Origin of the sequence: Ligilactobacillus sp. RTP31139st1_D10_RTP31139_211217 (genome assembly GCF_040226755.1) — a bacterium.
Taxonomy (GTDB): domain Bacteria; phylum Bacillota; class Bacilli; order Lactobacillales; family Lactobacillaceae; genus Ligilactobacillus; species Ligilactobacillus animalis.
Genome location: NZ_JBCOAR010000008.1, coordinates 34769 through 47427 on the forward strand (window position 1 = coordinate 34769; position 12659 = coordinate 47427).

Sequence of the window (12659 nt, forward strand, 5' to 3'; positions counted from 1 at the left end):
AATTTTTATGAAACAAATGATCAAATTAAACAACGACCGCTATCGCTTAGGTTATCATGTCAGTGCCCTAGCTGGTTGGATCAATGACCCAAATGGTTTTTGTTATTACAAAGGCTATTATCACATTTTTTACCAATACCATCCCTACTCCGCTGACTGGGGTCCAATGCATTGGGGACATGCCCGCAGTAAAGACCTCGTGCACTGGGAAAGTCTTCCGATCGCGCTTGCCCCTGACACCAAAGCCGATGAAGATGGCTGCTTTTCTGGCAGTGCGATCGTCAAAGATGACGTCTTGTATCTGATCTATACTGGTCATCATTATTATGATGATGGTGATCCAGATCATTTCTGGCAAAATCAAAATCTAGCTTACAGCACAGATGGGATCAATTTTACCAAATATGAAAATAATCCGATCATTGCAAGCGCTCCCGAGGATAACACCCACCATTTCCGTGATCCTAAAGTTTGGGAAAAAGATGGCAAATACTACATGATCTTAGGTAGCCAAGGAAAAGATGGTGTTGGACGGGCGATCACCTATCGTTCTGATGATCTCAAAGATTGGCAATATTTAGGTGTGATCGCAAAAGCTAACGGTTTGACCACAGAAGGCTTTATGTGGGAATGCCCTGATTTCTTTGAATTGGCTGGTAAAGATATCCTCTTACTTTCACCCCAAGGGATCGAAGCACAAGGCCAAAAATATCTCAACTTATTCCAAACAGGTTATTTTGTCGGGAATTTCGACTACTCCACTAATACCTTTGAACACGGCGGTTTCACTGAGTTAGATCACGGTCATGATTTTTATGCGACCCAAACAACACTGGCTCCCGATGGTCGACGGCTAGTTTTTGGTTGGATGGATATGTGGGAAAGTGAATTTCCGGAAAAAGCTGATGGTTGGGCGGGTGCTTTGACCTTACCACGTGAATTAGAGCTAAAAGATGACCAGCTCTATATGCGTCCTGTTAAAGAAGCAGTTCAATTACGGACTGCTGAAATTTCTGTTTGGAACAAACAGGTAACTGAAAAAACTTTGCTCTGCGAAAATGAACATCAAGCTGAGATCGATCTGATCCTTACAACAGATCAAGCATTCGAGCTCGCCTTTACTGATCAAGATAAACAAGTCAAGCTCACTTTTGATCAAGCGACACATACTTTTACACTCCTAAATGGTGATGCCCGCTATGCTTCGATCAAGCCTAATTCTGAGCTCAAACTACAGATCTTCATCGATACTAGTTCACTTGAGATCTTCATCAATGACGGTGAAGCTGTCTTTACTGAGCGTTTCTACTTTGATAATGCGCCACAGGTTTGGCTCACTGCAAAAGCTCAATGTTTGACACAAGTTTATCGCTTAGACGGTCAAGCGATCACATTTGAATAATAAGCTATCTAGTGAGACGTGTTCAACAGTCCAAGTACTGTTGAACACTCTTTTTTAACTCTTCGGCTAAAATTTTGCTAAAATTGATTAGAAGAGGTGATGAATTTTGCGACCTAAACTAGAAGATGTGGCTAAACTAGCCAACGTATCTAAAACAACTGTTTCACGCGTCCTGAATAACCGTGGCTATTTGAGTCGGGAAACTATCGAACGAGTCTATAGTGCAATGAAAGAACTCAATTATCAGCCAAATGTCGTCGCACGTCAGTTATACAAAAAACAAACCCGGATCATCGGACTACTTTTTCCCACGATAGCCAATCCTTTTTTCGGTGAATTGAGTGCGGAACTTGAAAAACGGCTCTATAACGAAGGTTTTAAAGTTCTGATCGGTAACTCAATGAACGATCCTAAAAAAGAAGCGCATTACCTCAATCAGCTGTTAACAAAGCAAGTTGATGGTCTGATCGTCGGGACACACAATCGCGGGATCGCCGAGTACAATTATGAACATCTACCTGTCGTCGCGATCGATCGTAATATGAATCAAGATATTCCCGTGATCGAATCCGATAACTATAACGGTGGGGTCTTGGCAACGACCCGCTTGATCAAGCGCGGTGCTAAAAAGATCATCCACACTAATGGACCGATCGAGCTCGAAACACCAACTAAACGCCGGCGTCTGGCTTATGAAGATACGATGAAAAAGTACGGTCTGACCCCACTCACGATCATGGTCGATTTTAATATCCCTTATAGTGAAAAAAAGCAGATCTTTACCCAAATGTTCCACGATCATCCCGACTTAGATGCTGTATTTGCCTCTAATGATATCGATGCTGCTTTGATCATGCAACTAGCCTTAGAACAAGGCAAACGCATCCCAGAAGACCTTCTACTCGTAGGTTACGATGGTACACAGGTGATCCGCAACATTTTACCGGGCTTAACGACTATCGTACAACCGATCGAAGACATTGCTAAAACAGCAGTTGAAGTCTTGAAACAACGCATGAATAATGAAGAGACCTCGCTAGAATATGTCCTTCCCGTAACTTTACGTGAAGGTATCACCGGATAAAAAGTGAGCCTAGGAACTTGGCCGATTCCAAGTTTCTAGACTCATTTTTATTTAGTAATTATTTTTGCGAACGTTTCTCAACAAATGCTCCTAGCCCTAAAATTTCGGCTAATAACGTGATGAATGCTCCAAGTAATTCATATGCTCCAGCATTAGTTTCACCTGTTTGAGGCAAAGCTTGTTTAGCCAAATGCTTATGTGTTCCACCCACAGATCCGTGGCCTCGCTTAGCATTATCCTTTACCGCCAAAACTTGTTGTGTCACTTGTTTAGTCTTTGTTTTAGCATGAACTTTTACTGTGACCCCAACTTCAGCTTGGCTCTTGTCAGGATATGTCACTACTACGGTCGCATGTTTTGTGCCTACAGTCGTGACATCGACAGGCAGTTTCCAGCTATAATCAGTTTTGTCCGGTAGTTCATCTTTATTAGCTACACCTGCCTGTGGAGCCGGGACCTTACCTAGCTCGGTCGTTACCACTTGTGGTCGTGGTGCATATTTATCTGCATCAGTAGTTGCTTTGACCTGCTTTTTAACAGGATTTAGCACCACAACTTTTACTGGTAATTCATCTGTGGAGCCATCTAGATAGGTCACTACTACGGTGGCATTTGTCTCATTTGGTGTCGTCACATCTACTGGAGTTTTCCAGCTATATTGCGTTTTGGCTGGGAGATCTCCACTATTTGTTACACCACTCTTGGCTGCTGGGAGCTTACCTAAAACAGTTGTCACTTGCTGTGCTTGCGGTTGATACTTATCTGCATCAGTTGATGTTTCGTTTTCTTTATCAGAAACTGGAGCTAAAACTGATACTGATACAGGCAGTTCATCTTTAGAGCCATCGGGGTAAGTTACAACTACAGTGCTTTGTTTTTCACCCAGCGTTGTCACGTCTACTGGACTCTTCCAACTGTATTGTGTTTTAGCTGGAAGAGTAGCGCTATTGACCACACTATCTTTTGCTTCTGGTTGCTTGTTCAGCTCTGTTCTTACTTGTTGAACTTTTGGCGTGTATAAGTCGGCATCTGTACCCACTTTTACTTCGACTTGTAGCTCATCTTTGCTACCATCCGGATACATCATTTCCACTGTGCCTTGTTTAGCACCCGGCGTTGTCACGTCTACTGGTGTCTTCCAGCTGTACTTAGTATCGGAAGGTAAGTCGGCACTGTTCGTTACTCCACTCTTGGCTACTGGGACCGTACCCAATTTCGTCGTCACAGCTTGACTTTGAGGGGTATATTTTTCTGCATCGGTTACCACTTTTACTGGTCCTTTGTCAGAAGTTGGAGCTAAAACCGTTACTGGTACAGAAAGTTCTTCCTTAGAACCATCAGGATACGTTACTACTACAGTACCTTGTTTTTTACCTGGCGTAGATACTTCTACTGGATTCTTCCAACCGTATTTAGTATCTACTGGTAGCTCTTGGCTATTGGAAACTCCGCTTTTGGCTTCCGGTTCCTTGTTCAACTCGGTATTTACTTGTTGACCTTTTGGTGTGTATAAGTCAGCATCTGTTCCTACTTTTACCTGTACTGGCAGTTCATCTTTACTTCCATCCGGATATGTTACTACTACGGTGCCTTGTTTTTCGCCTGGTGTGGATGCTTCTACTGGATTCTTCCAGCTATATTTAGTATCTGCTGGTAACTCAACACTATTCTTTACTCCGCTCTTGGCTGCTGGAACATTACCCAATTTTGTTGTTACTTTTTGGCTTTGAGGAGTATATTTTTCTGCATCGGTCATCATCTTCACTGGCTTTTTGTCCGAAGCTGGAGCTAAGACTGTTACTTTTACAGGTAACTCGTCTTGACTGCCATCAGGATACGTTACCACTACGTTGCCTTGTTTTTCACCTAGTGTAGACACTTCTACTGAATTCTTCCAATTGTATTGCGTATTTACAGGTAGCTCAGCACTATTCGCCACTCCACTTTTAGCTTCTGGTTCTTTATTCAACTCGGTATTTACTGGTTGAGCTTTTGGTGTGTACAGGTCGGCATCCGTTCCTACCTTTACCTGTACTGGCAATTCATCTTTGCTGCCATCAGGATAGGTCACTTCCACTGTACCTTGTTTTTCGCCTGGCGTTGTCACATTTACTGGATTTTTCCAGCTGTATTGCGTATTTGTAGGTAAATCAGCGCTATTCGCCACTCCGCTCTTAGCCTCTGGCGTCTTGCCTACTTCTGTCACTACTTGTTGACCTTTTGGTGTGTACAGATCGGCATCTGTTCCCACTTTTACCTGTACTGGCAATTCATCTTTGCTGCCATCAGGATAGGTCACTTCCACTGTGCCTTGTTTAGTACCAGGTTTTGTCACATCTACTGGATTCTTCCAGCTGTATTTTGTATCTACTGGAAGTTCTTGGCTATTTGACACTCCTTTTTTAGCATCTGGGGTCTTACCTACTTCTGTTTTCACTTGTTGACCTTTTGGTGTGTACAGATCGGCATCTGTTTCCACTTTTACCTGCACTGGTAACTCATCTCGGCTGCCATCTGGGTATGTTACTACCACTGTACCTTGTTTAGTACCCGGTGTTGTCACTTCTACTGGGCTCTTCCAGTTGTATTTAGTATTTCCAGGTAGATCAGCACTATTCGCTACCCCACTTTTAGCTTCAGGTAGTTTGTTCAATTCAGTTTTCACTACCTGTGCAAGAGGGGTGTTTAAATCAGCCATATTAGGATCAACTGCTACATTTACCGGAACGTTCAAATCAGTTCCATCCGTAAATTTTACACTTACCATACCAGTAGCTTTAGGAGTCGTCTGATCTAGAGCTGGCTTTTTACTCCAAACAACACTTGCTACTTCAGCTTCGTGTTGAGCCGTTAAATTTGGCATTTGAAGTACTGAAGCAGCTTGCGGTAAGCTTTGCTCCAATATTCTTGTTGCATGAACATCTGGTTTAGCACTGGCACCATACATCGTCACTGGGACTGGAAAATTACCCAGATCTGGGAAAAGTCCTACTTTAGGGAAACTTACCTGTTTATTTTGGACATCGACTAAAGCCATCATCGGCTCAGTTTCAGTCTTATCGCTATCTTTAGCCACGACTGTCGTTGGTGCTTGTGCCCAAGTTACTTTCACACCTGGCAACCCAGCCCCAGTTTGTGTATCAACAAGATTCCCATTTTTACTTGGAACATAGGTCGTAACTGGCAAATACCGACCAGTTTTCTCATCTTTGGTATAAACAGTCAGACCATTCAACGCCTGCATCGGAGCTGGTAGGATATCCTTATCACTCGTCTTATGCGTGAAGACTGGTTTCACTTCACCCAACAGCACATTTCGATCATTAAAGACAGCCTTAGAATCACTATTCAACACGGTCACTGGCGCATAGGCGACGACTTTTTGCCCACTCGTAAAGCTGACCTCTACTGGGACATTATATAATCCTACGTCAGTCGTTACAGTTGGTGCTACTGTTAGTGTCCCTGTAGCATCAACTTTTGCCCAACTGAATTCACCCGTCGGATCAAGTAACGTGTACTTCACATTGCTTGGTTGGACTCTATCTTGATATAAAACATTTTCACTTTGTGTCGTATTTTGCATGACTGCTAGTGGTTGGTAAAACGGATGAAAGACATTTAAGTCACTACCCATCTCCAAATTAGTTGCACTCCACCAGTTAAAGTAATTATTAAAATCATCTTTAGCAGCCTGTGGCGTAGCTTGGGCAAAACTTACACTTGAATCAGGTGACAAACCAAATGGCGTCCCTTCTTTTCTAGCATTTAAGTAATTCATGGAATAGTCGCCTAACCAGTTGACTGATTTCAAATTTTTGACATTCCATTCATAATTCTTAGCTTGCGATACTTTATCGTTATTGTATTTAACATTGGCGATCGTTCCGTATTTAACTGGCACACTTTGATCATCGGCAGCATCCATCGTGATCTTATTGTCCGTTGCTTCCAAACGGAAAAGCATCCCTTTTTGTTTACCTGTCCGCACCATCTTAAATAGCTTAGGTGCTACGACATTGACCCGGTTTGTTGAGCCAACGCCCCACATCGAGACCATCCCGAGTGGATACACGGGAGAATGATAGTTGTCCGTCACATCCAAATAGGAATAATAACCCAGGTTAGATTTTTGTAAACTATCCTTTTGCAACGCATCTTCTAAAACGACCGAACCGTGATCGACATTTAACGAGTTCGTCCCGTTGTTTCCACCAACACCACCATAAGAAATCAATGGAGTTGCTGCTTGCTGGCTATTTTCATCAACTTTACGCACGACTTTTAAGAGAGTATTGGGCTTGACCGTCAGATTCCCATGAACATTACCAGTCGTTACACCGGAGTTATTAGGTCGATCACTGCTGCCCCAATTTAACGTGATGACCCCAGAGTGGGCACCATCACCAGTACTATCGATTCCAACATTCGTTACGCCATTATTGTCTTGGTAAGTTTCAACGTCTAACTTAGCCCCATCACTTAAGACTAAATTATCGGGATTCCAGACTGCATTAGAGACACCATGTCCCATTTTAAGGAGTACCTGTCCACCATGTTGCACGCCAAATGCATGGTCATTATTTACAAAATAGACCCCACGTGTATTGGGAGCTTGCGTCGCATTGACGACTAATTTCCCAGTTGGGCCAATGACTAGATCATTTTGCGTAGTTGCAGGAGCACTGAGAACTACAGCTGCTACCACACTCGTTCCACGTTTTTCTTTAGTGAACGGATCGACCGTCAATTCGCCATCGACCTTAGCATTCCCATTTGTTACATCAACAGCCCGTGAGTTTACCACTAGGCTTTCCCAAGTACCACCCGTTGGCACTGCTACATTAGGCGCAGTTGTATTGACTTTAACGTTTAATTTAGCATTCTTTTCAACATGCAAAGCCCCTGCTGTAAGATTTTGGGTCTCGTTACTATAGGCATTATTGGTCGTTAAAACTACATTAGCGCCACTCTTTACGTTTACTTTTCCATTAGCATATACGTTTTGAGGTGTACTTGTATTATTGACCCCAGCTGTTAAGGTAACATTTCCACTCAAATCAACATTATTCGCCGTCACATTGGCACTCGGTGAACTTTCTACATAAGTCGGTGTTGCAGATACATCATGCAATTTAACGGTCGCATTCGGTGCATAGACTAGCACACCGTTACCACTAGCTTTAACATTATCAAAGTTGACGGTGGCATCAGTCCCATTATTTTGGAAACTAACGACCCCATAACCATGTGGATCATTTGTCTCTACGTTGACATTTTTAAAGTTGAGTTGCCACTTATGGTCAGGCGTTGTGGTCTTATTATAAAAATAAAGCGAATGGTCGCCTAAGTTCAATGTCGTATTTCGTTCATCGACTTTAGAGCCCCAAACGGTCACATCCCGTGCTACACCAGGTTTATCAACGTTGACGTAGTTGTCAGTATCATTAGTGACATCCTTGTCCAAAACGATCTCGGCCACATTTTTATCGTTCAATGCCGTTTGAAACTGGGCCATGTCTGACACATGACTAGCATCTTGGCTCGGGACCACTTCAGGTTGAACTGGCTGTTTTTGTGGCGTAGTTGGCTGTTGTTCTAACACCGGCGAATCTGTTTGAGTTGGCACTGTTTTTTCAGGTGTAGCTGCCTGTGCTTGTTGTGGTACTTTCGTTTCAGGCGCTACAGGAGCATTAGTCGACACTGCCTCAGGTTGTTTTTTAGTTTCATCCTTTTGTTCAACTGTATCTTTAGTTGCACTTTGCGCTGTATTGGGTTCGACTTGGTCAGCTGCAACGTGGTTAGTTCCTGCATATAAAGCAAAAGTTGTTCCAACTAAAACAGATGCGACTCCCACCGTAAATTTTTTGATCGCAAATTTTTGCCGTTTAGGTGCTAATTTATTTGCGTATAGATCTGTATTATTTTTTGAAAGCATATTTCTTTCCCCTATCTTTAGAATATGCTCCCCCTGTACTTCCTGCTCAGCTTTGTTATAAAACTTTTCTTGGAACAAAACAACTTTTTTCCACGAACGATCGCTGGTTTATTCTATAAAAATTATTTTATACAACAAAAAGACTGTACCTATAGTAATATAGATTTATTGTTTTAAATAAAAAGCCTTGATCTATATCAGGCCAAGGCTTGGAAATATTTCCTAGGTTATTTACGATATTTTGTTGCACGACCAGCACCGACTTTGGTCAAAAAATGTTTTGTGTTAAAATATCTGTCAACAACTTTTCTTGCAACTCTTTTTCTAACATCACAAACTCTAGATCCTGTTTACCTGCCAAACATTCATCAAATGTCTTATCCATTTCCTCTCGCCGTAATCATAGCATCGTCGCGGTTATTTTGCGACGATTCCATAAATCGTCGCAAAACGATTGAGATGATTTACAACGATCGCATCATGCATTATAAGTATTAATTTCCATGAATAACAAGCATTTTACAGCCTACTACTTCCTCACTATACTAAACTCAGAAAGGAAGTTGATACTATGCCCGAAGCACTGGTACTATACTACTAAAAATGTTGCCCAAGTTATCGCCAATAAATTAGATGCAGATATCGCTGAGCTCCATGCTAAACACCCCTACACTAGCGCTGATCTTGATTGGCACGATCCCCAGAGTAGAATATCGATCGAACAGCACCAACATAATAGTCGGGTCGAGATCAATGACGACCTACCCGATATTTCCAATTACAATAATGTCATCATTGGTCATCCAATTTGGTGGGGCATCCCACCGTGCTTGATCACAACTGCTATCGACAAGCTAGATCTTAACGGTAAAAATCTCACATCATTTGCTACATCGGGTGGCAGTGGTTATAAACGCTCGCAAGCTAATATTGAACGTACTCTAAGGAAAAATAACTATAATGTCACTATAACTCAAGGAGCTGTGTTGAATAATCAGCACCAAATCGAGACATGGGTGAAAACATTGAATTTTAGGTAGGTGCCGTATTTATTTAGATGACACTATAGTAGTGTTCATCTAAATTTGTGCTACCATAAGCACAGAGGGAAAGTGATCATTATGACAACTACACCAACTACGATTTACCTTAATGATGATTTAAAAAAAGAGTTAACAAAAGAATTAGACTCTTTAGGCATCACTCTTAACACTTATTTTAATATCGCAGCGCGTCAATTCGTGCTCCAAAATCATCTACCATTTGAAATTTCAGATGATATTCCTACTGAGAAAACCGAAAAAACTGTAATTCTCACTAAGGCTAAAGAACTAAAATTGATCAAAGATGATTCTGTCTCTTTTGATGACATTGACGAAGCCATCAAATTTCTTGATTCAGAGGTTTAAATATGTTTAATGTCATCTTTGAACCACAGTTTTTGACCTATTACCAAAATATTAAGAAAAATCATCCAGAAATCTCAAAAGAACTCGCTACTGCTTTAACAGAACTCAAAATGCCTGGACAGTTCCTCTAGTCTATAAACCACACTACTAAATACTCGTAACGAAAACTATAGTGGCTATTATGAATTTCATCTTGCTGATGGTAAATTTAATGTTTTGGTAATATACTTACCACATAAAAGCAATCCCAGAATTCGCTTGATAAGAATGTGGAGCCATCATGAGTTGTTTCAAGGGCCACTAAAGTAACCTTATCGGATAGCCATTTGAAGTTTAGGCATAATTCCGTTAAAATTACACAGAAAATTTGTTCAATAGTGGGCTGGCAGGAGAGACTCACTTATCCATAATAACAATTAAAATCGACCTAGATAATCTCACTGCTATGAAATCACCTAGGTCGATTTAGAATGAGAAACTAATTTCTCTCAGACTCTTCAATGCATTGTTAGTGTCCACGATGTTTAGCATGTTTTTTCTTTTGTCTCAACAAGTAACGTCTTTCAGTTTCTTACTCTTTACTAACTTTAATCGCTTTTTTCTTCATTACTTTCTTTTCTTCGAATTGTCTCTTTAAATCTTGTTGTGCCTTAGTTCCAATAGAAGAATTTTTTATAGCCTTATGAGCTAATCTTTGAGCTCATTTTGGATTGACATGATATTCTTTTTGTTTTTCAATACTAGTTTTGTAAAACTTTAGTTTAGAAAATTTAAAATTTACCATATTCAAAATTTGGGGCATATGTGGCATTGATGTTCCAAGATTTACTTGAGCAACATAATACTCACTACCATCAGTCCGTTCAAAGATAGCTTTATAAAACGGATAATCGAAAATAATTGTCAGTGCACCTTTAATCACAATGCATCCCTCCTAATAATTGCTTTTAAGAAAGATGGACATCCTAGGAGGAAGGTTACTGATATATTAATACATTCGGACTACCAACCGAAATTGTGTTTTTACTTTCTTATTTACATTCTACGCACTGTATTTTTATTATACAAGTATGCAGTATTTAAAAGAAAAGCACCTTATAATTATTAGAACTATATCTAACAATTATAAGGTACTTCAAAATTTGGGGGCTATTTTAGTTCAAAAGTCCCTTCTATTCCCATTCGATCGTTGCCGGTGGCTTAGACGTGATGTCATAGACTACACGGTTAACGTGAGCTACTTCATTTACGATGCGCACGGAGATCTCTTGTAAGACATCCCATGGGATCTTCGCAAAGTCAGCTGTCATACCATCGATCGAAGTCACAGCACGGATCCCGACTGTGTAATCGTAAGTCCGGCCGTCACCCATAACACCAACAGAACGGATACCTGGTAACACTGTAAAGTATTGCCAAATTTCTTTATCTAAACCGTGCTTAGCGATTTCTTCACGCAAGATAAGGTCAGAGTCACGCACGATCTGAAGTTTTTCTTCCGTTATCTCACCGATAACACGGATCCCAAGACCTGGGCCTGGGAATGGTTGACGCCAAACGAGTTCATGTGGCATCCCTAATTTTTCACCTAATTCACGGACTTCATCCTTGAATAAGGTGTTCAATGGTTCGATCAATTCAAATTGCATATCTTCTGGTAAACCACCAACGTTATGGTGTGACTTGATCGTTTGCGCTGTATCTGTCCCAGATTCGATCACGTCAGTATAAAGTGTACCTTGAGCCAAGAAATCGATACCCTTGAGTTTAGTTGCTTCATCATCGAAGACGCGGATAAATTCATTACCGATGATCTTACGTTTCTTTTCTGGATCAGAAACGCCAGCTAATTTATCCATAAAACGTTCTTTAGCATCAACTTTAATGATATTTAAGCCAAATTTTCCACCTAGGCTTTCCATAACTTGTTCAGCTTCGCCTTTACGCAACAAGCCATGATCAACGAAGATCGAAGTCAATTGGTCACCGATCGCTTTGTGTAACAAGACACCAACAACCGAAGAATCGACCCCACCAGAAAGACCAAGCAAGACTTTACGATCACCGACTTGTTCTCTGATCTTAGCAATTTGCATGTCGATAAAGTCTTCCATTGACCAGTTATCACGAGCACCACAAACATCAAACGCAAAGTGACGTAAGATATCATTACCGTATTCACTGTTACGTACTTCTGGGTGGAATTGCAAAGCATAGAAATTCTTGGCTGTGTTAGCCATTGCTGAAATCGGGCAGTTTGCACTTGTAGCGGTAACTTCAAAACCAGCTGGAACTTCTGTAACTAAGTCGCCGTGACTCATCCAAACAGTTTGTTCCTTAGGTAGATCTTTGAACATCACTGTATCAGCATCAGCCACTGTGATCTCTGCTTTACCGTATTCCTTATTATCAGCGGCTTCAACTTTACCACCGAGTTCTTGTGTCATCAATTGCATCCCGTAGCAGATACCCAACACGGGGATACCTAAATTAAAGATCTCAGGATCGACTTTAAATGCTCCCTCATCGTAGACACTGTTTGGACCTCCAGAGAAAATAATTCCCTTAGGCGCCATTTGCTTGATCTCTTCAGCCGTGATCTTGTGTGATAATAATTCGGAGTAAATACCGAATTCACGGATCCGACGAGTGATCAATTGGTTATACTGGCTCCCAAAGTCCAATACAATGATCTTGTCAAAAGCTTGCATGTCAACATTAGCCAAGATATTCACCTCATCATAAAATTTTTGCATGTATTATCTTACATTGTACTCATTGAGTTAAGCTGGGTCAATCGTTTTTCACGTACATTTTTCATGAATT

At 41.1% G+C, this 12659-nt stretch carries 7 protein-coding genes and 1 pseudogene; 5 read left to right on the forward strand and 3 right to left on the reverse strand.

The features are described 5' to 3' along the window. The first annotated feature begins 7 nt into the window (after positions 1-7). Positions 8-1402, forward strand: a complete 1395-nt coding sequence (locus ABT996_RS06175) for a glycoside hydrolase family 32 protein (protein ID WP_035448656.1) — start codon at positions 8-10, stop codon at positions 1400-1402. A 106-nt stretch (positions 1403-1508) separates the two neighbouring features. After that, entirely contained in the window at positions 1509-2486 is a 978-nt protein-coding gene (locus tag ABT996_RS06180; RefSeq protein WP_035448658.1) for a LacI family DNA-binding transcriptional regulator, read from the forward strand. Positions 2487-2544: 58 nt separating this feature from the next. Here the strand turns inward: ABT996_RS06180 and ABT996_RS06185 are convergent, their stop codons facing one another. After that, positions 2545-8424 carry a Rib/alpha-like domain-containing protein gene (locus tag ABT996_RS06185; protein WP_052006376.1) on the reverse strand — a complete coding sequence of 1960 codons (5880 nt, stop codon included), beginning with the start codon at positions 8422-8424 and terminating at the stop codon, positions 2545-2547. Between the two features lie 563 nt (positions 8425-8987). Here ABT996_RS06185 and ABT996_RS06190 point away from each other — a divergent pair. The 3 genes from ABT996_RS06190 to ABT996_RS06200 all read left to right on the forward strand — a co-directional run bounded on the left by ABT996_RS06190 (position 8988) and on the right by ABT996_RS06200 (position 9964). Next, positions 8988-9464, forward strand: coding sequence for a flavodoxin (locus tag ABT996_RS06190; protein WP_010688372.1), 477 nt, complete (start codon positions 8988-8990; stop codon positions 9462-9464). Between the two features lie 81 nt (positions 9465-9545). Further along, positions 9546-9833, forward strand: coding sequence for a type II toxin-antitoxin system RelB/DinJ family antitoxin (locus tag ABT996_RS06195; RefSeq protein ID WP_035448661.1), 288 nt, complete (start codon positions 9546-9548; stop codon positions 9831-9833). A 2-nt stretch (positions 9834-9835) separates the two neighbouring features. Next, the gene (locus ABT996_RS06200) at positions 9836-9964 is read left to right on the forward strand and encodes a hypothetical protein (RefSeq protein WP_263851999.1); all 129 of its coding nucleotides are present in this window, start codon (positions 9836-9838) and stop codon (positions 9962-9964) included. 440 nt (positions 9965-10404) lie between these two features. Here ABT996_RS06200 and ABT996_RS06205 read toward each other — a convergent pair. Both ABT996_RS06205 and guaA read right to left on the reverse strand, forming a co-directional pair. Then, a pseudogene (locus tag ABT996_RS06205) lies at positions 10405-10755 on the reverse strand (YjdF family protein). A gap of 250 nt (positions 10756-11005) precedes the next feature. Continuing rightward, positions 11006-12559 (reverse strand): glutamine-hydrolyzing GMP synthase, encoded by a 1554-nt coding sequence (gene guaA / locus ABT996_RS06210; protein ID WP_010688376.1) that lies wholly within the window; start codon positions 12557-12559, stop codon positions 11006-11008. Positions 12560-12659 lie beyond the last annotated feature (100 nt).

Excerpts from the sequence above, each read along its gene's own strand:
- ABT996_RS06175 (WP_035448656.1), top strand. The coding sequence starts at position 8 with ATGAAACAAATGATCAAATTAAACAACGACCGCTATCGCTTAGGTTAT.
- ABT996_RS06185 (WP_052006376.1), bottom strand. The coding sequence starts at position 8,424 with ATGCTTTCAAAAAATAATACAGATCTATACGCAAATAAATTAGCACCT.
- ABT996_RS06195 (WP_035448661.1), top strand. The coding sequence starts at position 9,546 with ATGACAACTACACCAACTACGATTTACCTTAATGATGATTTAAAAAAA.
- ABT996_RS06200 (WP_263851999.1), top strand. The coding sequence starts at position 9,836 with ATGTTTAATGTCATCTTTGAACCACAGTTTTTGACCTATTACCAAAAT.